This is a genomic window from Mesorhizobium sp. M1423 (genome assembly GCF_040317575.1).
In the GTDB taxonomy this organism is placed as follows: Bacteria; Pseudomonadota; Alphaproteobacteria; order Rhizobiales; family Rhizobiaceae; genus Mesorhizobium.
Window position 1 is genome coordinate 120,215 of the sequence record NZ_JAMYKU010000004.1, and the last position, 21,047, is coordinate 141,261.

20 protein-coding genes and 1 riboswitch are annotated in these 21,047 nt (G+C 61.0%); of the genes, 15 read left to right on the forward strand and 5 right to left on the reverse strand.

What is annotated here, in order from left to right:
- Position 1: 1 nt before the first annotated feature.
- On the reverse strand, positions 2–1,999 hold the full coding sequence (locus tag NKG95_RS07160; RefSeq protein ID WP_353040308.1) for a conjugal transfer protein TraG: 1,998 nt from the start codon (positions 1,997–1,999) through the stop codon (positions 2–4).
- A 515-nt stretch (positions 2,000–2,514) separates the two neighbouring features.
- The gene (locus NKG95_RS07165; protein WP_353040309.1) at positions 2,515–2,754 is read right to left on the reverse strand and encodes a YybH family protein; all 240 of its coding nucleotides are present in this window, start codon (positions 2,752–2,754) and stop codon (positions 2,515–2,517) included.
- A 1,090-nt stretch (positions 2,755–3,844) separates the two neighbouring features.
- Here NKG95_RS07165 and NKG95_RS07170 point away from each other — a divergent pair.
- The 7 genes from NKG95_RS07170 to NKG95_RS07200 all read left to right on the forward strand — a co-directional run bounded on the left by NKG95_RS07170 (position 3,845) and on the right by NKG95_RS07200 (position 10,923).
- Entirely contained in the window at positions 3,845–5,389 is a 1,545-nt protein-coding gene (locus NKG95_RS07170) for a Fic family protein (protein WP_352547681.1), read from the forward strand.
- 182 nt (positions 5,390–5,571) lie between these two features.
- Positions 5,572–5,688, forward strand: a riboswitch (TPP riboswitch).
- A 104-nt stretch (positions 5,689–5,792) separates the two neighbouring features.
- On the forward strand, positions 5,793–7,628 hold the full coding sequence (thiC, locus tag NKG95_RS07175; RefSeq protein ID WP_353040310.1) for a phosphomethylpyrimidine synthase ThiC: 1,836 nt from the start codon (positions 5,793–5,795) through the stop codon (positions 7,626–7,628).
- Entirely contained in the window at positions 7,625–8,626 is a 1,002-nt protein-coding gene (gene thiO, locus NKG95_RS07180; protein ID WP_353040311.1) for a glycine oxidase ThiO, read from the forward strand. Before thiC ends, thiO begins: the two co-directional genes overlap by 4 nt.
- Positions 8,595–8,792: a sulfur carrier protein ThiS gene (gene thiS, locus NKG95_RS07185; protein ID WP_126104944.1), complete on the forward strand. Its 198-nt coding sequence runs from the start codon at positions 8,595–8,597 to the stop codon at positions 8,790–8,792. Before thiO ends, thiS begins: the two co-directional genes overlap by 32 nt.
- A gap of 3 nt (positions 8,793–8,795) precedes the next feature.
- Positions 8,796–9,569 carry a thiazole synthase gene (locus NKG95_RS07190; RefSeq protein ID WP_352547675.1) on the forward strand — a complete coding sequence of 258 codons (774 nt, stop codon included), beginning with the start codon at positions 8,796–8,798 and terminating at the stop codon, positions 9,567–9,569.
- On the forward strand, positions 9,566–10,171 hold the full coding sequence (locus NKG95_RS07195; RefSeq protein WP_353040312.1) for a thiamine phosphate synthase: 606 nt from the start codon (positions 9,566–9,568) through the stop codon (positions 10,169–10,171). Before NKG95_RS07190 ends, NKG95_RS07195 begins: the two co-directional genes overlap by 4 nt.
- Positions 10,162–10,923 (forward strand): hydroxymethylpyrimidine/phosphomethylpyrimidine kinase, encoded by a 762-nt coding sequence (locus NKG95_RS07200; RefSeq protein ID WP_353040382.1) that lies wholly within the window; start codon positions 10,162–10,164, stop codon positions 10,921–10,923. Before NKG95_RS07195 ends, NKG95_RS07200 begins: the two co-directional genes overlap by 10 nt.
- A gap of 317 nt (positions 10,924–11,240) precedes the next feature.
- Here the strand turns inward: NKG95_RS07200 and NKG95_RS07210 are convergent, their stop codons facing one another.
- On the reverse strand, positions 11,241–11,447 hold the full coding sequence (locus tag NKG95_RS07210) for a hypothetical protein (RefSeq protein ID WP_353040313.1): 207 nt from the start codon (positions 11,445–11,447) through the stop codon (positions 11,241–11,243).
- Positions 11,448–12,578: 1,131 nt separating this feature from the next.
- Positions 12,579–13,850, reverse strand: a complete 1,272-nt coding sequence (locus tag NKG95_RS07215) for a tyrosine-type recombinase/integrase (protein ID WP_353019400.1) — start codon at positions 13,848–13,850, stop codon at positions 12,579–12,581.
- 962 nt (positions 13,851–14,812) lie between these two features.
- Between NKG95_RS07215 and NKG95_RS07220 the strand changes: the two genes are divergently transcribed.
- The 4 genes from NKG95_RS07220 to NKG95_RS07235 all read left to right on the forward strand — a co-directional run bounded on the left by NKG95_RS07220 (position 14,813) and on the right by NKG95_RS07235 (position 18,602).
- Entirely contained in the window at positions 14,813–15,130 is a 318-nt protein-coding gene (locus tag NKG95_RS07220) for a hypothetical protein (protein ID WP_353040314.1), read from the forward strand.
- Positions 15,130–16,176 carry a DUF7146 domain-containing protein gene (locus NKG95_RS07225; protein ID WP_353040383.1) on the forward strand — a complete coding sequence of 349 codons (1,047 nt, stop codon included), beginning with the start codon at positions 15,130–15,132 and terminating at the stop codon, positions 16,174–16,176. Before NKG95_RS07220 ends, NKG95_RS07225 begins: the two co-directional genes overlap by 1 nt.
- Before the next feature lie 310 nt (positions 16,177–16,486).
- Entirely contained in the window at positions 16,487–17,422 is a 936-nt protein-coding gene (locus NKG95_RS07230) for a DUF2493 domain-containing protein (RefSeq protein ID WP_353040315.1), read from the forward strand.
- 850 nt (positions 17,423–18,272) lie between these two features.
- Positions 18,273–18,602 (forward strand): DUF736 domain-containing protein, encoded by a 330-nt coding sequence (locus tag NKG95_RS07235; protein WP_352547664.1) that lies wholly within the window; start codon positions 18,273–18,275, stop codon positions 18,600–18,602.
- A 120-nt stretch (positions 18,603–18,722) separates the two neighbouring features.
- Here the strand turns inward: NKG95_RS07235 and NKG95_RS07240 are convergent, their stop codons facing one another.
- The gene (locus NKG95_RS07240) at positions 18,723–18,950 is read right to left on the reverse strand and encodes a helix-turn-helix domain-containing protein (protein WP_352547663.1); all 228 of its coding nucleotides are present in this window, start codon (positions 18,948–18,950) and stop codon (positions 18,723–18,725) included.
- 78 nt (positions 18,951–19,028) lie between these two features.
- Between NKG95_RS07240 and NKG95_RS07245 the strand changes: the two genes are divergently transcribed.
- From NKG95_RS07245 to NKG95_RS07260, 4 genes are all read left to right on the forward strand, one after another.
- Positions 19,029–19,307, forward strand: coding sequence for a DNA -binding domain-containing protein (locus tag NKG95_RS07245; RefSeq protein WP_352547661.1), 279 nt, complete (start codon positions 19,029–19,031; stop codon positions 19,305–19,307).
- Positions 19,308–19,432: 125 nt separating this feature from the next.
- Positions 19,433–19,657: a transcriptional regulator domain-containing protein gene (locus NKG95_RS07250; RefSeq protein ID WP_352547659.1), complete on the forward strand. Its 225-nt coding sequence runs from the start codon at positions 19,433–19,435 to the stop codon at positions 19,655–19,657.
- Positions 19,614–20,240, forward strand: a complete 627-nt coding sequence (locus NKG95_RS07255; protein WP_352547657.1) for a DUF2285 domain-containing protein — start codon at positions 19,614–19,616, stop codon at positions 20,238–20,240. The genes NKG95_RS07250 and NKG95_RS07255 overlap by 44 nt, the downstream gene beginning before the upstream one ends.
- A gap of 114 nt (positions 20,241–20,354) precedes the next feature.
- Positions 20,355–20,645, forward strand: a complete 291-nt coding sequence (locus NKG95_RS07260; RefSeq protein WP_352639202.1) for a helix-turn-helix transcriptional regulator — start codon at positions 20,355–20,357, stop codon at positions 20,643–20,645.
- The last annotated feature ends 402 nt before the right edge of the window (positions 20,646–21,047 follow it).

Genomic DNA, 21,047 nt, shown 5'->3' on the forward strand with positions numbered 1-21,047 from the left:
CTCAAAGCTCAATGCCATCATTGGGGTCAAGGGCGGCCTGACGAGCTGCGCGTCTCATGGCTTGATCGACACTGCGGCGACGAACGGCGTCATCATCGGGCTCGTCCCTGTCGAGGTCGAACTCATCGTCGCAGCGTGGCGTTCGTTCCGGCGCGATGTCTTCGTGTTCGGGAAGCTCGGGCTGGCGGCGAATGCCGCCATTGGCCGGATCCTCGTCCTGCTGATCCCTGGCAAGCCTCAGCTTGCGAGATTTGCCTTCCGGCTCAGCAAGAAGTGTCGTGTCGGTCCAGTCCTCAGAGCGAGCGTTCTGCATTGTCCCTCCGGTCCTTGGCGGCGGCAAGACACGCTCGGCAAGACGCGGGTCGGCAAAGTAGCGTGCCTTCGTCGCACGGATTGGGAACTGGCCCGAGATCATAATGATCGCCTCGGTCGGGGGCAGCTGCATGATCTCGCCCGGCGTCATTAGTGCACGCGCCGTTTCCTGCCGCGAGACCATCAGATGCCCGAGCCAGGGCGACAATCTGTGCCCCGCATAGTTTTTCATGGCGCGCAACTCGGTCGCGGTCCCCAGAGAGTCTGAGACGCGCTTGGCCGTCCTCTCGTCATTCGTGGCGAAGCTCACCCGCACATGACAATTGTCGAGGATGGAATTGTTCGGTCCGTAGGCCTTCTCGATCTGATTGAGCGATTGTGCAATCAGGAACGACTTGATGCCATACCCGGCCATGAAGGCCAGCACGCTTTCGAAGAAATCGAGCCTGCCGAGCGCGGGAAACTCGTCCAGCAGCATCAAAAGACGCTGCCGGTGATCCTTCGCGTGAAGATCTTCGGTGAGCCTGCGGCCGATCTGGTTAAGCACGAGTCGCATCAGCGGCTTTGTGCGACTGATGTCCGATGGCGGCACGACCAGATAGAGCGTCGTCGGCCGTGCCTCCTCGACAAGGTCTGCGATCCGCCAGTCACAGCATGACGTCACCTTGGCCACAACTGGATCGCGGTAGAGGCCCAGAAAACTCATGGCCGTCGAGAGCACGCCGGAACGCTCGTTCTCGGACTTGTTAAGCAGTTCCCGAGCAGCCGACGCCACGACGGGATGCGGGCCTGCATCACCCAAATGCCGCGTCAGCATCATGGCGCGCAGCGTTGCCTCGATTGGCCGCTCTGGATCGGAAAGGAAGTTCGCCACGCCTGCGAGGGTCTTGTCTTTCTCCGCATAGAGCACGTGCAGTATTGCGCCGACCAGCAACGCATGGCTGGTCTTCTCCCAGTGGTTGCGGCGTTCCAATGTGCCTTCTGGGTCGACCAGGACATCCGCCACGTTCTGCACATCTCGAACTTCCCACTCGCCCCGTCGCACCTCCAGCAGAGGATTGTAGGCTGCGGATCCAGCATTGGTCGGGTCGAACAGAAGCACCTGGCCGAAACGGGCCCGCCATCCGGCCGTCAGTTCCCAGTTTTCGCCTTTGATGTCGTGGACGATTGCCGAACCCGGCCAGGTCAGTAGTGACGGCACGACCAGGCCGACGCCTTTGCCGCTTCGGGTCGGTGCGAAACATAGCACGTGTTCCGGACCGTCGTGGCGCAGATAGTGTCGGCCCAACATACCCAGGATCACCCCATCCTGACCGATCATCCCAGCGGCCTTGATTTCGTCTCGCGTCGCCCAGCGCGCCGAGCCGTAAGTCGTGGTATCCTTTGCCTCGCGCGCCCGCCACAGCGACGTCCCGATCGCTGCGACGATAGCCATGAGGCTTCCGCTCGCCGCAATCGCCGCGCCCTCCAGGAAGACGTTCGGCGCGTAGGCGTCGTAGAAAAACCACCACCAGAAAAAGGCTGGCGGCGGATAAACGGGGTGTCCAGCCAATTCGAACCACGGCGGACCGAGTTGGCTTTGAAAGCCGAGCCGCCCTGCCGTCCACTGTGTTGCTCCCCATGTTGTCGCGACGACGATCAGAAAGGCGGTGAGGATCTGGCCCCATAAAACCTTGCTTGCCGGCATCGGTCGTTTCCCAAATGGATGATCGGAACAACCGAAAAGCTCGAATCCTAAATCCGCAAGAAAAAAGGGGCGGTCGAAGCAGCATGGCGTACCCGGACGTGGAAAGACTTGCCCGATGCGATCTCGAATGTTGAACGAGCATAGGGGGGCTGCTTTCTTCTGGAGCGTTGAGCCGCTACTTGCCCAATGATAGTTAGTTGTCTCGGCTCAGATGGCATTTGACGAGATGGACGGGTTCTTGGAGAACCACGGATTGCGCATGACCAAATGAACAAGAGTCCTCAGCGGCGCGCCGAGCCGGAGAACACTCTAGTCCCGGCAAGTGGTGGTCAGCCGTTCTGCTGAGCTCGAATCTTACCGCCTCCCTGATCGGTAGCGCGATAGATCCAGAGCCGACTCGATGAGCAGACCCATCAAGTCTGTTCAATTTTGTTAATCAATTCAGTCCATCAACTATTGCCATGGACTTTCGTTGGAACTGTTGCAAGCCGCGCCGGCCTCACGGATCGCGGAATCTATTGGGCCGCACCTAAGTTCCAGATGTCCCGATGCAGGCGCCATGTCCCGTCGCCCCCTTTTTTCCAAACGACAATGTACTTGCCCGCAACGGTGGAAGGGGCACCGCCTTTGCTCGGCACACTGAGCGTAAATGCGCCAACTTCGTAGGCGAGATTCCCGCTCCCTTCCACTTCCAGCGCCTTCAGGGTGAGATTCTTCATCCCGGCCTTGATTGCGCCCTGCCAGAATTCTTCCACGCCCTTGCCCGCCGCGGCGTTCGATGGCTAGGCGCGGATTATATTAGACTTATCTGATATGACGGCGCAAGCGCAGCTGCGACCCTCTGAACGACCAGCGTAGCAGCTGCCGGAGAGCTTCAAAGCGGCGGCTACCGCCTCACTGCCCTCCTCGTCTCGACGAAAGAGTTCGTTCGAATGATGCTTTTCCGTGGCTTTGCTCGCAAGTTTTCGTCAGCCAGCGCATGGCCTCCTCTTACGCTCGCTGGTCGTCAAGGCCCAGCCTAGCTGACAGTCCCCCCGCAGCCAAGCCGCTGGGCCCTCGACGTGGGGAACGAGCATTGGAGACGATGTCGCGCTTTCCGTTACAGCCCGAAGGCGGGTGACAGATGACCGTGTCAGCCTCTCCACCCCGAGCTACGATTTCACGCATTCGATCAGGCACAGCTCTCTCGGGCTAGCGCGCCAAGCATGAGTTAGCTCCCGAATGAGCAGGTGCCACCCAGTTCAGCTTCGGCCCTTGCGCGCGCAAAGTATTGGGCGAGATCGATCGGCAGTCCGGTCGGCAAATTGGGGCAGCGATGGCGAGAATGAATGCCAGGAACTTCCCTTCGGTGCCGCTTCGTCGATCTGTTTGCCGAGAAGACGCGCGCGCTGCGTGCCGTCCCCCATACCGCAGAGAACTCACTTCAGGTCACACACACACGACGCCACCGAGATCCTGCATCAGTTTTCTACTCCGACGCCGCCACGTCACCAAGATCAGCCGCGAGCGTGATCGCGGCTATCAAATCGGGATCGCGCGCCGGAGCGCTCTATGAGTGAGCCCCGAACGGCGCGGTTCTCCTCGAGCAATCCGGCTCGACGTAAGGCGGGCCATCCGTGCCGGCCTCGTGACTAAGAGACGGGCGAATGGCGGTTCCTGGACTCACCTTTTTGTCTGAAGTCGCTTCCTTTAGCCGGTGGCGGAGTTCTTGCTTCATGACTCCAGCACCGTTTAGAATCGGTTTTCGAAAAATTTGTCTTGTGGCATCAATTTTCATGGAATAGGATCATTTTTCATAGGTGTTGGCCCAACTGGACCAAAATTCGATGAAAGGATTCGCTTTTCATGCCTGCGGTGCAAGAGCACCAATTTTCAGGTCCTGTTACCGTTTTTCAGGAAATCCGCCTTCCTGAAACGGCGACCCCGGCCGGGTACAGCGCCCTGGTCGGAGCCTACAGGCTCGCCGTGCCCTTGCCCCGTAGGTTGTTCGCCACGGGCGAGCATCATCGCATTACCGAACGGGATGGCTGGCGGATCATGACCCCCCGCCACGCCCCAAATCCTACCCTCGAAGGCCACCTGACCTTTGCGCTCAAGTACGAGGGACTGGACCTTGCCGTCCTCAAGCGGCTGTTCCAAGTGACCGGTCCCGCGCCGATCGAGGCGCTGGTCCGTGAAAGCCCGACCGGCAGTTATGCCCGCCGCATCTGGTTTTTATATGAATGGCTGAGGGGCGCCCGTATCGATCTGCCGGACGCGGCGGCCGGACGATACATTCCGGTTGTCGATCCCGAGCTGCAGTGGCCCGGACCCGACAAGACCGCTTCGCGCTACCGCGTAAGGGACAATCTCCCCGGCACGCGTGAGTTCTGCCCTCTGGTGTTCCGCACCAAGATTCTCGAAAAATTCATCGGCCTTGAACTACCGCGGCGCGCGGAGGCAATCGTAGCGGACGTGCCGCGCGACCTTCTTGCTCGGACCGCCGCCTTTCTTTTGCTCAAAGACTCGCGATCAAGCTATGCGATCGAGGGCGAGCACCCGCCGCAAGATCGCATCCAGCGCTGGGGCCGCGCCATCGGCGAAGCCGGCCGCTGGCCGATCGATCGCGATGAGCTGCTGCGTCTGCAAAGAATTGTACTTGGCGACGCCCGTTTCGTAAGACTTGGCTTCCGAAAAGAAGGAGGTTTCGTCGGTGAGCATGACCGAGACAACGGCACGCCCTTGCCCGATCACATCAGCGCTCGGCCCGAGGACCTGCCGCGGCTAATCGATGGAATGGCGGCGTTCGATCAGGGCCCCGCGCAAAACCTTGATGCAGTCGTAGCCGCCGCAATCCTCGCCTTCGGCTTTGTCTACATTCACCCGTTCGAGGACGGAAACGGCCGCATTCACCGCTACCTAATCCACCACGTCCTTGCCATGCGCGGCTTCAATCCGCCGGGAGTGGTCTTTCCCGTCTCGGCCGCGATCCTGGACCAGATCAACGAGTACAGGGGCGTGCTCGAGAGCTATTCGCAGCGCCTTCTGCCGTTGGTGGAATGGGAACCGACGCCGCAATTCAACGTCCGGGTGCTGAATGACACCGGTGATTTCTACCGGTTCTTCGATGCAACCCCGCACGCCGAATTCCTCTATGCCTGCGTTCAGCGGACGATCGAACGGGACCTTCCCGAGGAAACCGCATTTCTGCAGCGCTACGATCAGTTCCGGCAGCAGGTGGACGCCTTTATTGACATGCCCGAGCGGTTGACCGATCTGCTCTTCCGTTTTCTTCACCAGAATGATGGACATCTATCGAACCGCGCGCGCGAAAAGGAATTCGCCACGCTGACCAGTGACGAGGCAGGAAGAATCGAGGCGATCTACGCGCAAACCTTTGGTGCCCATTGAAGGTGTGATCATCAGGATCGATTTTTAGTCCGACGGTTTGGGATTCCCTTGTCCCTGCCTTCATCTCCGAGGCTTGACTTGTCGCCGAGACATGCACGATTTTTTCCGCACGGTCTGACCGGCCGCCGATCAGCCGCGGCCAGAACGCGCTTGACAAACCGGAGCCGTCCCGTCCAACCTCACGCATTCACCAGGGGAGTCCCGGCAAGGGGCTGAGATACTGCTGGCTTTCGCGGCGCAGTGACCCGTTGAACCTGATCCAGTTCATACTGGCGTAGGGACGGTGCAAGCGCTTTGCGGGAGTTTACGCCCGAGGTCCTGTTTCGGCAGGTCGACAGAAGCGTCTTTTCATCCTTCCGGCACAGAACTGGGTCTCCAATGCAACGAGCAAAGGAGCCTCAAGATGAATGCCCTCACTCCCGCCGTCTCGACGGGACCGTTGCCTGCCTCACGGAAAATCCACAAGCCCGGTGCCATCCACCCGCAGATCAGGGTGCCGATGCGCGAAATCTCCGTCCATCCGACGGCCGGCGAGCCGCCCGTCACCGTCTACGATCCGTCCGGCCCATATACCGACCCGACTGTCGAAACCAGCATCGAAAAAGGCCTAGCCCGGCTTCGCCATGAATGGATTGCAGCACGCGGCGACGTTGAAGCCTATGACGGCCGCCATGTCCGGCCGGAAGACAATGGAGTTGCGGCGGGCGAGCGCCTGACACCGGAATTTCCCATTCGCAACCGGCCACTCAGGGCCAAGGCACGCAAGGCGGTGACCCAGCTTGGCTATGCGCGCGCCGGCATCATCACCCCCGAGATGGAGTTCGTCGCCATCCGCGAGAACCTCGGCCGTCAGATGTCGCGCGGCAAGCTGCAGCGCGACGGCGAAGCCTTCGGCGCGGCCATCCCCGATTTCGTAACGCCGGAGTTCGTGCGGGACGAGGTGGCGCGCGGACGGGCAATCATTCCCGCCAACATTAATCATCCCGAGAGCGAGCCGATGATCATCGGCCGCAATTTCCTGGTCAAGATCAACGCCAATATCGGCAATTCAGCGGTCACCTCCTCGATGGCCGAGGAAGTGGAAAAGATGGTGTGGGCGATCCGCTGGGGCGCCGACACGGTGATGGACCTGTCGACCGGTCGCAACATCCACAACATCCGCGAATGGATCGTGCGCAATGCGCCGGTGCCGATCGGCACGGTGCCGCTCTATCAGGCGCTGGAGAAGGTGGGCGGCATCGCCGAGGATCTGAGCTGGGAGGTCTATCGAGACACGCTGATCGAACAGGCCGAACAAGGCGTCGACTATTTCACCATCCACGCCGGCGTGCGGCTCCACTATATTCCGATGACTGTTGACCGGGTCACGGGCATCGTCTCGCGCGGTGGCTCGATCATGGCCAAATGGTGCCTGCACCATCACAGGGAGAGCTTTCTTTACGAGCATTTCGCGGAGATATGCGACATCTGCCGGGCCTATGACGTGTCCTTCTCGCTCGGTGACGGGCTTCGTCCGGGCTCCATCGCCGATGCCAATGATGCGGCGCAATTCGCCGAACTGGAAACGCTGGGCGAGCTGACGCAGATCGCCTGGGCCAAGGATTGCCAGGTGATGATCGAGGGGCCCGGCCACGTGCCGATGCACAAGATCAAACAGAACATGGACAAGCAGCTCGCTGTCTGCGGCGAGGCGCCGTTCTATACGCTTGGACCGCTGACCACCGACATTGCGCCGGGCTACGACCACATCACCTCAGGCATCGGCGCCGCCATGATCGGCTGGTTCGGCACGGCCATGCTCTGCTACGTCACGCCGAAGGAGCATCTCGGCCTTCCCGATCGCAACGACGTCAAGACCGGCGTGATCACCTACAAGATCGCGGCGCATGCCGCCGACCTGGCGAAGGGCCATCCGGCAGCGAAAGCCAGAGATGATGCCCTTTCCCGCGCGCGCTTCGAGTTTCGCTGGGAAGACCAGTTCAACCTGTCGCTCGATCCCGAAACCGCGCGGTCCTTCCACGACCAGACCTTGCCCAAGGAAGCGCATAAGGTGGCGCATTTCTGCTCGATGTGCGGGCCGAAATTCTGCTCCATGCGTATCTCCCACGACATCCGCGCCGAGGCACAGAAAGAAGGCATGGCGGCGATGGCGGCGAAATACCGTGAAGGCGGCGATCTCTACATGCCAGCTGACGAGACCGGCGCACCGCTCGTGCCGGAGGCGCACGAGCGACCATGAGGATGCTGGTAAAAGGGGCCGGCGTCGCCGGCCTCACCGCGGCCTTCGAACTCGCCGTCCGCGGCGCGACGGTCACAGTCGCCGAGACAAGACATGCCCTCGGCGGCAATGCGTCGTGGTTCGCCGGCGGCATGCTGGCGCCATGGTGCGAGTGTGAAAGCGCGGAGCAGCCGGTGCTGGATCTCGGACGTGACGCCGCCGACTGGTGGGATGCGGTACTGCCGGGTCAGGTGACACGGGCCGGAACACTGGTCGTGGCCGCGCCGCGTGATGCCGGTGAGCTTGACCGGTTCGCCAGTCGCACGTCAGGGCATCGGCGTGTCGATGAAGACGAAATTGCGCTCCTGGAACCCGACCTCGTCGGCCGCTTCCGGCGCGGATTGCTCTTCCCCGATGAGGCTCATCTCGACCCGCGTCAGGCGATGGCAGCACTTCATGACAAGCTTGCAGCCATGGGTGTCGAATTCCGCTTCGGCGCCGATGCCCGGCACATTTCCGGCTTCGATCGTCAGATCGATTGCACGGGGATGGCGGCAGAAGACGACGGGCTGCGCGGCGTTCGCGGCGAGATGCTGATCCTGCGCACGCCGGACATTTCGCTGTCACGCCCGGTCCGGCTGCTTCATCCGCGCTTTCCGCTCTACGTGGTACCGCGTACCGATCACCGTTTCATGGTTGGCGCGACGATGATCGAAAGCCAGTCCACAGAACCGGTCACGGCGCGTTCGATGATGGAGTTGCTCAGCGCCGCCTGCGCGCTCCATCCGGCATTCGGCGAGGCCGAGATCGTTGAGGCTGGTGTCGGCGTTCGTCCGGCCTTTCCAGACAACCTGCCGCGCATCGAAACAAGCGGAAACACCGTCGCGATCAACGGCCTCTATCGCCATGGCTTTCTGCTCGCCCCAGCCATGGCCCGCCAGGCGGCCGAACTGTTTTTTAATCAGGTCAGAACCAAGGAGCTTGCTCATGAAACTGATGGTCAACGGCGAGGCGCATGAGGTTGCCGCCACCACGCTGGCTGAGCTGCTTGCCGCGCTCGACTATGAGGGCGACTGGCTCGCCACCGCCGTCAACAGCGACCTCGTGCACAAAGCCAACCGGGCAGAATTCCGTTTAAGCGACGGCGACCGAATCGAAATCTTGTCGCCTATGCAGGGAGGTTAGAGCATGTTCGACTTTCTCGGGACGACGCTTCCTTCCCGCCTGCTTCTCGGCACGGCACAATATCCTTCGCCCGCCATCCTTGCCGATGCGGTCCAGGCATCGGGCACGTCGGTGGTGACCGTGTCCCTGCGGCGTGAGATGGCGGGCGGCAGGGCTGGCGAAAAATTCTGGTCGCTGATCCGCTCGCATGGCACAAGAATCCTGCCCAACACGGCCGGCTGCCACTCGGTCAAGGAAGCGGTCACAACCGCGAAAATGGCGCGTGAGGTGTTCGGGACGACCTGGATCAAACTCGAGGTGATCGGCAACGACGACACTCTGCAACCTGATGTGTTCGGCCTGGTCGAAGCCGCCCGCATCCTGTGCGAGGACGGCTTTTCGGTGTTCCCCTATACGACCGACGACCTTGTCGTCGCCGAGCGGCTGCTGGAGGCGGGCTGCAAGGTCCTAATGCCGTGGTGCGCACCGATCGGTTCCGCCCTCGGACCGATCAACATAACGGCGCTGTGCTCGATGCGCAGTCATTTCCCCGAAGTCCCACTGATTGTGGATGCAGGCCTCGGGCGCCCATCGCACGCGGCAACGGTCATGGAACTCGGCTTTGACGCCGTGCTCCTGAATACCGCAGTCGCCAAGGCGGGCGATCCGGTCGGCATGGCGCGCGCATTCGGCAAGGCGGTCGAAGCCGGCCGTGAAGCCTTTCGTTCCGGAATGCTCGAACCGCGCGAGGTCGCGGTGCCGTCGACGCCGACATTCGGCAGGGCGGTTTTTTCATGAAGCTCGATCCCTTCTACCTGATCGTCGACAGCGCCGCCTGGATCGAAAGGTTGGCGCCGCTCGGCGTCAAGCTGGTTCAGCTTCGCATCAAAAGCATGAATGAGACCGGGTTGCGCGCCGAGATCCGGAAGTCGAAGGCCTTGTGTGCCCAACACAAAAGCCAGCTCATCGTCAACGATCATTGGCGCCTGGCAATCGAGGAGGGTTGCGACTTCGTGCATCTCGGCCAGGAGAATCTGCAAACCGCCGACCTCTCCAGGATACGGTCAGCCGGTGTCAGGCTCGGGTTGAGCACGCATGATCATGTCGAGCTGGAAACGGCCATGTTTGCCGAGCCCGACTATGTTGCGCTCGGTCCGATCTATCCCACCATCTTGAAGAAGATGAAGTGGGCGCCGCAAGGACTAGAGCGGATCGGCGAGTGGAACCGTCGGGTGGCGCCGATCCCATTAGTCACTATCGGCGGCCTCAACCTTGACCGCCTCGACGGCGTCTTTGAAGCCGGCGCCAACAGCGCCGCAGTGGTCACCGACATCACGTTGAGCTCCGATCCCGAAGCACGCACGCGAGAATGGATCGAAAAGACGGACCGATGGCGATGAGACGAGAACCGCATGTGCTTGTCGTTGGCGGATCAGATTCCAGCGGGGGTGCTGGAATAGCACGCGATATCGAAACGATCGCTTCCATTGGCGTACGCACCTGTCTGGCCGTGACAGCGCTAACGGTGCAAACGCACGACGCCGTGATGGAAATTCATCGTTCGCCACCAAGCCTGGTGGCCGATCAGATGCGCGTCGCGCTGCAGGCCAACGAAGTGGCGGCAATCAAGATCGGCATGTTGGCGAGTGCCGATATCATTGTTGCCGTTGCCACTGTGCTGCGCAAATGCCCGCAAGTGCCGGCAGTATTCGACCCTGTGCTGGCCTCCACCTCAGGCCGGGCGCTCCTAGAAGCAGACGCTATCGCTGTCATGAAGCACGATCTGATGCCGCTTTGCTGCCTTGTCACGCCTAACCTTCCTGAATTGGCGCTCCTTATTGGCTCAGAACTGGCAATGGATGAGGACGGTGCGCTCCTACAGGGACAAAGACTGCTGGCCGCCGGCCCTCAGGCCTTGCTGATCAAGGGAGGCCACGCATCAGGACCTCGATCAACCGATATTCTGTTGCATTCCGATCAAGAACCAATCCGCTTCGACGCACCGCGCCTTGCCGGATCAATGCGCGGGACGGGTTGCATTCTGGCCAGCGCGATTGCGGCCCATCTGGCGAAGGCGAAGTCGCTCGAAGACAGCGTGCGCGAAGGCAAGCGGCTTGTCTTCGATACGTTTCAGAAGAATGGAGCAGAATGAACCCGGTTAAGCGGTACAAGCAGCTTTGGCTGCTGTTACGCTGCATCCTGAGCGTCTTGCTCGCTGGCGCAAACTATCCGATGAAACATCGCAACAACACGACAGGTCAACCCGAGCTCGTGGCAGTAATTTCACCAGGGATCGCGCCAAAATGCGTTAAACGACAAGGCTTGAGCTCTAAATCGGCTGGCCGTGCTCTTCGCTCCTCCCGGAAGGTGATGATCTCGCCGCCTTAATAGAGTCGGGACGGAACCGAGTAGACGGCCATATTGGAACAGTCGTCTGGCCCTCTGCATAACCTTCAGATGCGTCTTTGATCATTGCTTGAGGAACGCGCCCGTGTAGGTCTGGCCGGCAAGCGTAACGGTTCCGGCCAGTGCTCCGTCGGGGGCCATGACAAAACTGACGTCCGCGCCATTCGGTAGGCGCTCAAGCTTCAACGTGCTCCCTACAATTCTTCCAGCGCCGGCGGCCTCTCCCGGATAGTTGTCGCCCAGATTTCCCCACGCATAGGTGACCGTCACCTTCCCATTGGAAGAACCGTTTGAACAGCGAGTTTGGCGTCATACATCCCCTCCAATCGACCGGCCCATAGTCCGGAAAAAGCAGCGTACTTCGGTGGAACGCCCTTGCCAGGTGGAGTGACCACTCCGGATTGGTCATTGATTGCCGAGCCAGAAGGAACAGCGGCAGGAACCAAGGCAGGTTCTGGAGGAATGATACCAGGTTCTGACGCACGTTCGCGAGTGGCGGGTTGCGGCGTTTCAGGAGCCGATTGGCACGCGCTTAAGGCAAGCGCCGCGAAGCCAAGCACTGCGTTGCGCGTTCGGCGTGCCATCTTCTGGTGCCCTGCCATTTTTGAGTCTAGCGCAGGCCGACCTTATCACGCGTTTTCACAATATGTGTCCATGAAAGGTATGGCGTTCACGCCAGCGGCTCGTCGAAGAACCCGCCGCGGCGGTCGTGAGTGAATGCCTCCCTTGGTCGCCCAAGTAGCCGCCTGGAGCGCCAGTCGCCCGCACCCGATGATTCTTCCAGTGGGTCGAACGGGAGGATCAGCAGTTGACCTTGTTGGAGGCTCCAGATCAGATTGTGAGCCAGTTGCGACTGTATCCTGAACCTTCGAACAAACGAGTACACGCTGGACGACGGATCGAACAAGCTGCTGAATGAACCGCTCTAAATGAAATCGACAGGCCTTGACCGACGACAGCTTGAGCTTTGGCGAGGATAGACGGTTCAGCGAATTCTCACGCCTCGGCGATGCGCGCGCATCCCGGCAGGAACCGAAGCGTGATGGTCTCACCGAAGCGGGGCACCTCACACCGTTCAGCGCTCAGCAGCAAGGCGAAATCACTCGCCGTGATGCCCTCTCTGATGGACGGCAGGTCAAACGCGCTCGGATAACATCGGGGATCCGCATGCCACCGTCAAGCCAAGCATCACGACCTTTGCCTCTAATCCTCCGACACTCAATGTCGCTTTCGGGACCCGGCAAACCGATCCACGGCACGGCTGGGAGCACGCGCCCCGGGAGCCGGAGTAGACCTTTTAGCGGGTGCGGATGGCAGTTTTGAACGTGCGATCCCATCGTCCCGAACGATGTGGATTTACCAGCAAGCCGCTATGTTTTTGGGCTCCTTCGCCACGTTCGCTCACGACTGGTCACGTTTCCTTTCGCCGTCTCTGTGGGAAACCTGTGGGATGAGCACACCGCGTTCGTGTCTTGCGATTTGAGTTATACTGGGAACGGTTTGCGGCGACTTGGAGAAAACCGGCTTCTTCGTGATCTTCTCGGCGGCGTCTGCCAAGAAATTAGGATGATGATGACCGTAAGTTTCGATCAGGACATCCACCGTAATGCCAAGAAAGCCCGCAGCCTGCCACATATCGGTGCCGGCCTGCATCAACCAAGTCGCCGCGGTGTGGCGGAACACGTGCGGAGTGACGTCGGGCCTCAGGCCGGCGATTTCGCGCGCCGTCTTGAAGCTCTTGTCTATCGACTGCACCGGCTTTCCATTCCATTCCACGACAAAATCCTGCGATATCTTGCGACCGATGTTCGCACTTTTGCCGCGCGATTTGGTCTCGATGTGGAGATCAGTGCGCGCCCAGCGCCGGAGGTGCGCCAGCAGCCGCTCCGGCAAGGGTACGGGGGGTTGCCGCTTCTTGGTCTTCCTAGCGCCGGTGGCACCGCGATAGAAGATACCGCGGTCTAGGTCCACATGACCGCGCCCTTTGGTTGGACGCATGGCGGCACCGCAGATTGCGGCCGAGCGCGTTCCTGTATAAAGCGCGACGAGGATGAAGCGCGCGAGATGTCGTCCAGTTCGCCGGCCACTCTCTTGGCCCTTCCATGTCTGCTTCATACGCCAAGCGGCCCAGATCAGTGCGGCCGCCTCACTGCGGGTCAACCAGCGTTCGCGTGCGGCGGCCTTGTCAGGCAGGATGATGGTCGGTGCGGCGGTTGTATAACCCTCCTTGCGGTAGTAGTTGATGGCGGCACGAAGATCCTCGAGTTGGCGGCGCGCCGCGGCTTCGGTGGGGCGCGACGCAACGTATTCGCGGCAGAGTTTGCCATTGATGGCGGCGAGAGTCTTTTCCCCGAAGAAATCAAGGACCTTGTCCAGCCGAGCCGCCGTCTCTTCTGGTGTGGCGTGCTTCGGTGCAACCTCTTTAAGGTAGAGGTTGACCACATCGGCAATTAAGACGTCCTCGGCTCCCCGCGCTCGGTGGTATTTGCTTCCGATGTAGGCGGCGAGCGCCTTCTCAGCTTCAGTTCCCGGACGGCCTTTTTCGCCGCCGCCAGCGCTGATGAAGCTGGTTCCATCGCGGATAAACCATCCAGCTTTGTTTCGGCGCGTTCCATCTTTTTTCCAGCTTTCGTCACGCCATACCAGGCGTGGCCCTTTCGACGTCCGCGGCATAGTTCCCTCATCCTCGCGATTGCCATCAAGCTCACGTATTCCTTTCCGGCGATTAGCTCCGTTTCAAGTCGACCGGCGTCACGTTCCTTGCGTAGGCCTGCTGCGCTCATCGAGCCGTCGGGAAAGGCAATTCGCGCAGCGATTTCGACGCGCAGTGGCGTGGTCTCGTCGAATTGGTCGGGGATTTTCAATAGGAAGTCCTCAGCAGTTCTTAGGTCCGAGCTGTTCGCGGACCTCGTTGAGCACTCCGTCCTGTCTCGCCGTTCTGGACATGGTCCTGCCGGAGGACTCTTCTCCAAAAAACCGGCTGCGAAAACCGCCCGCCGGAGGTGCTGCGGCGAAGGGGCGCCTTCGACCTGTCAATCGGAGTGGTTGCGCCAACAAGTCTTTGGCTGGCCTCTGCTTCCAGTCCGGCCAGACACACTCCTAAGGGGATTCGACCATCGTTTCAGTATCGATACTGCCGGCAGGGCCTATTGCGTCGCAACGCCCGCGCGCCCCGCGCCGCCTTTCAGGCGAGCAGGGCAGCGGAGTATCTCCTTCGCTTCTTGGCTGGCAACGTCATTGCTGGCGACGATTGGCGGTAGGCCGCGCGTGATGACTACCCACGTCCAAATCGATTACCCGTCGCAAAAAGCGCTCTGTTCGCCATCGAACTCAGCCGCATGCCCTCGGTGTCGCACGCCACAGCGCCGAAGGCGTGATGAAGAACGGAGATGCTTCCAATGGGGGCGACCGGCCGCGCTCGTCGTTCATCGCCGCGCTGTGGTCCTTAATTGCCACTGCTGCACGTTTGTATGTTGCAGCCGCGTTTGTAAACAGGAACGCCGTGACTGAGTTGCTATCCCGCGACAACCTCGGTTGGCTGGCAAGCACAAGAGGACGAGGAGTGCCGGAATCTCCATGACGGGTTTGAAAATCGAGAGAGAGGCTCTCGACTGCCCGTCTCGGAGTACATCCCCATGGCGACTACCGTTCAGAAAATTACCCTTCTGTCCTCGCGAGACTTCGCCTTCAAGAAGGTGGCGTTCTCCACGTCCCAGGCCCGCGTCAAAGCTGACATCTGGATCGAGGACCGACCTGACCTCATAGCTGAAGTGACGACCCACTCGCACCTCATGGTGCGCGAGACCACCAGTGGACGCATCGCGCGCCTTGCCGTCGAGATTCGCGCAGGGTCGGCCACTCCCACTGAGCCGCAGGCGCTCGGACCCGCAATTCTGGGCAAGCTGCTGGAGCGCTATCCCGTGCGCCGCATCGAGACGCGGGAGGATGCATGATGCCCCGGCACGACGCGTCCAACCTGGCGCAACGCTTGGGCCGGCAGGCCGAGGCGGTTTGTCGCCACTATCTATCTAACGGACATCGCGAGGGCCGCTACTGGTTTGTCGGCGATGTCCGAAACACGCCGGGCCGCTCGATGTTCGTGCGGCTCGTCGGCCCGCAGAGCGGAAAGGGCGCAGCCGGCAAGTGGACTGACGCGGCGACCGGGGAGCATGGCGATCTTCTCGATATCATCCGCGAAAGCCGCGGCTTGAGCGACTTCAGGGACGTTGCCCATGAGGCAATAGCGTTTCTCGGGTTACCGCATCCCGAACCAGAGCAGACATCAACCCGGTCGAAGTTGGTGGCCGCGCCGTCGGAAACGTCGGAGAAAGCGCGTCGGCTGTTTGCGGTGTCGCGGCCGATTGCGGGCACGGTCGTAGAGACGTATCTGCGCAACCGCAGTATTACTGCTTTGCATGGGACTGAATGCCTGCGTTTTCACCCCCACTGCTATTATCGGTCCGACCAACACTCGCCGACTGAGACCTGGCCGGCGATGATCGCTTCCGTCACCGATGTCTGCGGTCATTTGACCGGCGCACATCGCACCTGGATTGACCCTTCCGGCAAGGGCAAGGCACCAGTAGATACCCCGAGGCGCGCTATGGGCGACCTTCTCGGGCATGCGGTTCGCTTTGGTCGGCCCGGCGAAGTCATGGCGGCCGGCGAGGGCATCGAGACGGTCCTGTCGCTTCGGTGTATCTTGCCCGACATGGCCATGGCCGCAGCACTCTCGGCCGCGCATCTTGCTGCCATCCTGTTCCCCGTCACCCTCAGACGGCTCTACATTGTCCATGACCCCGATCCAGCCGGTGACGGCGCGCGTGATGTCTTGATCGAAAGAGCAAATGCTGCCGGGATCGAGGCGATCGTGCTCTCGCCGGCATTTGGCGATTTCAACGAAGATCTCTGTAAGTTCGGCATTACTGATCTTCGAGCGCGCGCGCGGGTCCAACTCGCCCCGCAGGACATCGCCCGATTTATGCCAGTGGCGGCATAGCCCGGAACCGGCAGCTCCCCGCGTCGTGGCATTGCTCGGGTGCTCCTGAGATCGGAGAGAAACCGCGCCTCCGGCCTTCAAGAGGGCGATCGGCCAGCAAACGACCCGGCCTCGCAATGTCTTCGGCCGACTATTTTCCGGCGCGCTCCCAAGGGAGCGCTTTCCATCGCGAAGCAAAATAGCCGGCCTGCGCCCTCCTCCGCTGACGCTCCGGCCCTCCGCTTCGCTGCGGGTGCAGGACCGTCCCGCCCGCCGGCTTTCGTCGCCATGAAGGCCGCGAGGGTCGCGGTCCAACCGACGGAGCATCCAAATGAGCGAGCATGACGACTACGAACCGCAGCATGCGTCTTCACCGATCGACCACGCTCTCACCGAACTCCAGCTCTATGGCTACCGGCCCTTCGCGAATGAGCCGGATCCCCGACCGCTTCCGGACGGCCACCGCGTCGCCGGCGCGATTGCAGACATCTTCGACGCGTTCGTCGCCACCCTGCAAGATACCCGCCTCGAGCCCGACCTCGACGATCTCCTTTGGTCGACCGTCAACGTCTTTCACCGCGCCGCAGATCGGATTGAGCGTGAACTTGACCATAACCAGCAGGCGCAGCGCCGCAGCCAGCGTGAGCAGGACGGCAGCGAAGTGAAATCGGTCGAGCTGGAACGCCTGACGGCCGAAGGACAGACTCTCATCGAACGCCAGAACGCCTTGGAACTGATGCGCGATCAGGCCGCCGAGCACTATGAGCGCCACACCGGATCGAGCTGGCGACCGCGCAGCGGATCAATGGTCAACCACCGCAACCTGACCTCTGCGGTGGTCGACAGCCGCGATTTTCTCAGCGCCAAGAAACGCGCCTCGCAGGAAGTCCTTTTGCCACCAGGCCCGAAAATCGCCTTCACCGCCGGTCTCGACTTCAATGATCACCAGTTGATCTGGGCCAAGCTCGACCAGGTCCACGCCAGGCATCCTGATATGGTCTTGATGCACGGGAAATCGCCGAAAGGTGGCGAAAAGATCGCCTCCTGCTGGGCCGACCATCGTAAGGTACCGCAAATCGGCTTTGCCCCCGATTGGACGAAGCATGGGAAGGCCGCCCCGTTCAAGCGCAATGACGCAATGCTGGACGTGCTGCCGATCGGCGTCATCGTCTTTCCCGGGACTGGAATTCAGGACAATCTTGCCGACAAGGCCAAGAAGCTCGGCATCCCAGTCCTCGACTTCCGCCCCAAGGGAGGCGGCGCATAGCGCCGCTCTCCTATCTTTTTGTCCGTTGCACGACACGGCCGCGGTCGGGCCGGGCGGCTTCTTTCCAATTCGGTGGATTGCGTGGGTTCGGGATGGCGGATTTTCCGCTCCCGGCGCCCCCCGTCTGTTGGGGTATTCAAATCCACGTCCATGCGCAGGTGCGCGACGCTATCTCGCTTACCTTCCGCGTTTCAGCTGCTTCGCAGCCGGCATCACAGGCGAGATGGTGACGTCCGTTCAACCGGACGGGGCGTGGATCGGGGCGAACGCACCGAAGGACCGAGGCGGATCCGATGCTGTTTCTGACCAGCCTGTGCATTGCTTCCGTTGTCGCTGACGCGACATCGCGCGACGCACGCTTCGGGTTCGCCACGACTGCCGTCCCGTTCCAAAGATGGCGAATATCCGGCGATGCACGTCAGCTGGAGCTGAGCCACGGCATGCACGTGTCAAGCGCGGAGCTAGCACCAGCTTGCTGTTCCCTGAAGCCTGCTCAGGGGAAGCATCGACAGCGGTGATCGTGGTAACCGGGCTCTCGCCAGTGCGATGGTTTCGCCTGAAATCCTCCGTTGATCCCTCTATCTGGTCGGCCGCTCCAAACGACCTCTTCGATGGGCTGATCTGGCCGAAGGTCGGCTTCGCCTCAATCGCCTAAGCCGCAATGGCGCCGATCGACTTTCTTCCCCTTTCGGCTTCGCCGTCATTCCTCGCGAAACAACAAAGTCGCTTGGCTGCCATCCTCCGCTGACGCTGCGGTCGCAAGCGATGCGGCGTCGATCGCCTCCGGCCCGCAGATCGCCGTCGAGGCCGCAATGGTGCGGGCTCGAAACAGAGTTCAAGGAGAAAGCTCATGGCGACCATCGGAACGTTCAAAAAGACCGGCAACAACGAGTTCAGCGGCGAAATCGTCACCCTCTCGCTTCGGGCCAAAAACGTCCGCATCGTGCCCGAGGCAAACCGCTCCGGCGACAGCGCCCCCAGCCATCGCGTCTTCGTAGCGCAGGTCGAGATCGGCGCCGCCTGGGCCAAGCGCTCCAGTGAGGGCCGCGACTATCTTGGCCTGAAGTTGGACGATCCAAGCTTCACCGCTCCGATCTACGCCAACCTCTTCGACGATGAGGACGGAGAAGGCCACAGCCTCATCTGGTCCCGGCCCAACGGCCGCCGCAACGGCGATTGAGAAGCCGCGAGCTCCCGCCCGCGAACCGGGCGGGAGCCGTCTTTTGCTTGTGAACGCTGCAGCGGAGTGCAGTCGCAGTTCACAGCGGCCATCAAGATCGCAATCCGAGAATCGTCCTCATCATCTTTGAACAATCGGTGCAGGACGTCTGAGCAGATCTGCGGCCTCGATGCCGAGAACGTTTGCCAACTTGTCGACAACGTCTATCGTCGCGCCGTAGACGCTGCGTTCCAATGCACTGATATAGGTGCGATCAACGTCCGCGCGATGGGCAAGTTCTTCTTGCGAAAGCCCCGCCGCCTTTCGGTACCGCCTCAGATTGCGCGCAAATACCTCGCGTATTTCCATGTCCGCGAGTGCAATGCCTTGTCGAGTATTCAGCCACGGAGTATTCTCAACAAATTGACTTCGAGGATTGGAAATCGCTTGCTCAAGCCACTGCTCGATCCTGATGTCGCCGACACTGCGCCGAATGACCCGATCCTGACCGGCTATGATGAGGAGCGGCTACTTACCTACATTCGCCTGCTTGACGCGGCGGCGGAAGATGCCGACTGGCGAGAGGTAGCCAGGATCGTCCTGCACATTGACCCAGAACAGGAGCCGGAGCGGGCGTTCCGGTCTTGGGAAACCCATCTTGCACGCGCGCGATGGATGACGACCAGCGGCTACCAGTATCTTCTCGCAGGCGGCGCTCCCCATTGAGCGCCTTGTCATGCTTTGCTGAATCTGCGCAACGATTTGCCGACTCTCCAACTATTCACATTTCTCTTCACCCTGAATGTTGATGCCGGGGCCTCAGATGCAGTTATGCGGAGAGGACAGGAACCGTGCAGGACGATTGGACCGAACCGGCGGCCTACGTGCACATGTGCAGCTACCAAGCTGAGGAGTTCGCCGCCGAGTATCTGATCCGGAACGATAAATTCATCGCCGAGTGCCGCCAGATCGCCTCGCGGCTCTCAGGTTCCGGAGATCCTGTCGATCAGCGCGACTTCGCTGCCCGTTGGGGTGCGCGATTTCAAAACTGCCGGTGCCGGATTTCCGCAGGCTGAGAATATCATCTGGACAGAACAGGCCTCGCCGCGCGTGCTGCGGGCCACGCGGATGTCTGCCTCGATCAGCCCCTCTCATCAGAGAATTCGGCCTTCCAGACTTATCGGAGCCAGCGTTTGGCAGCAGAAGGAAGGACTTCACATTCTTTGGTCTGCTTCAACCGGGAAGAGCCATGTGGTCTGCGAAGACCACTCCGGCGAATTCGATGCTATCCTTCTGCCCCTAGACGCTGCATTTGAGACGCGGCTCGATGCGGCGCGCCGGCTCTGGCGCGCGCTGAACGGCCGAGCGGCCGGTCCATCCTACGGCGCGCTACCGCAACAGACCAAGACCAGGCATATCCTCAATTTGCGCGCGCATGATGGTCACTACATGGGTGCAACCTATCGTCAGATCGCGGAGGTGTTATTGTCGCGCGAGCCGATTGTGCCGCGAGATTGGCGTGATCATCACCTCCGGCACAAGGTCCGGGCTATCTTGCGCCGTGCGGCTTTTTTGGTCGCAGGCGGCTATCGCGATCTTCTCTTCTACCCCCACAGTCGCAGCGGGAAGTCCGGCCGCCGAAGTCGTTCTTCGGGGTAGCAATAACACGCCCCCCGATCTTTGCCCTCCCTCCCCTTTCCCCATTTCGAGCATGGTCCGCTTTGCGCGTCCCGGCAGGCCAGGATGACAGCACAACCGAATGGAGATCGAGCAATGTCGAAGGGTCCCGCGGACGCGCCCCGAAAGTACCTGCGCACGAAGGAGGCAGCACCGATCGTAGGACTCTGCGCCCGTACACTCGAAAAGCACCGGACCTACGGCACCGGGCCAAAATACCGAAAGATTGGCGGACGCGTCCTCTATGACATCGACGACTTGCATGCCTGGATAGAGCTCGGCGCACGCACCTCCACCAGCGATGCGAACGCGACCAAAGTTCCGCCGGCAAAACCACATGCAGCCCGCGCGCCGGCTTATGTCGGCAAGCGCGACCGCAGCTTCTGATCTGTGGTGCAACAACAATGCAGTGCCGTGAGACCGTTCAGCAGCAGCTTGCGCTGCCTCATGCCCACTCATCCGGCTTCGCCCCATACCGCACGCGGGACCTCGTGGCGTGGTTGCCGGCCTTATTGGTGAAATCCCGCGGCCTGACAACGATCCACTCTGATGCGGAGAAGGAAACGTTCCGCGTTGAGGCGGCGAATGTGCATGGCACGGCAACGATTTGGAACGCTGACTTCCTGGCCTGGGCTGCGTCGCAAAGCATCCACGCCCATGCCAGGAGATTGCGACCGCGCGTGCCAGCGGCGAAACAGCACCTAGCGCCGACCTTCGTTTGGCCTGGTCAACGGCGGCACATCCACAGCCGGATGGCCGTATGCGAGCAGCCGAGTCCATACAGGCGCA

What these genes read in the sequence shown, in the direction of transcription:
- NKG95_RS07190 (WP_352547675.1), top strand. Translation starts at nt 8,796, where the DNA reads ATGTTCGACTTTCTCGGGACGACGCTTCCTTCCCGCCTGCTTCTCGGC.
- NKG95_RS07195 (WP_353040312.1), top strand. Translation starts at nt 9,566, where the DNA reads ATGAAGCTCGATCCCTTCTACCTGATCGTCGACAGCGCCGCCTGGATC.
- NKG95_RS07215 (WP_353019400.1), bottom strand. Translation starts at nt 13,850, where the DNA reads ATGCCGCGGACGTCGAAAGGGCCACGCCTGGTATGGCGTGACGAAAGC.
- NKG95_RS07240 (WP_352547663.1), bottom strand. Translation starts at nt 18,950, where the DNA reads ATGGAAATACGCGAGGTATTTGCGCGCAATCTGAGGCGGTACCGAAAG.
- thiS (WP_126104944.1), top strand. Translation starts at nt 8,595, where the DNA reads ATGAAACTGATGGTCAACGGCGAGGCGCATGAGGTTGCCGCCACCACG.
- NKG95_RS07225 (WP_353040383.1), top strand. Translation starts at nt 15,130, where the DNA reads ATGCCCCGGCACGACGCGTCCAACCTGGCGCAACGCTTGGGCCGGCAG.
- thiO (WP_353040311.1), top strand. Translation starts at nt 7,625, where the DNA reads ATGAGGATGCTGGTAAAAGGGGCCGGCGTCGCCGGCCTCACCGCGGCC.
- NKG95_RS07200 (WP_353040382.1), top strand. Translation starts at nt 10,162, where the DNA reads ATGGCGATGAGACGAGAACCGCATGTGCTTGTCGTTGGCGGATCAGAT.
- NKG95_RS07220 (WP_353040314.1), top strand. Translation starts at nt 14,813, where the DNA reads ATGGCGACTACCGTTCAGAAAATTACCCTTCTGTCCTCGCGAGACTTC.
- NKG95_RS07160 (WP_353040308.1), bottom strand. Translation starts at nt 1,999, where the DNA reads ATGCCGGCAAGCAAGGTTTTATGGGGCCAGATCCTCACCGCCTTTCTG.
- thiC (WP_353040310.1), top strand. Translation starts at nt 5,793, where the DNA reads ATGAATGCCCTCACTCCCGCCGTCTCGACGGGACCGTTGCCTGCCTCA.
- NKG95_RS07170 (WP_352547681.1), top strand. Translation starts at nt 3,845, where the DNA reads ATGCCTGCGGTGCAAGAGCACCAATTTTCAGGTCCTGTTACCGTTTTT.
- NKG95_RS07230 (WP_353040315.1), top strand. Translation starts at nt 16,487, where the DNA reads ATGAGCGAGCATGACGACTACGAACCGCAGCATGCGTCTTCACCGATC.
- NKG95_RS07235 (WP_352547664.1), top strand. Translation starts at nt 18,273, where the DNA reads ATGGCGACCATCGGAACGTTCAAAAAGACCGGCAACAACGAGTTCAGC.
- NKG95_RS07260 (WP_352639202.1), top strand. Translation starts at nt 20,355, where the DNA reads ATGTCGAAGGGTCCCGCGGACGCGCCCCGAAAGTACCTGCGCACGAAG.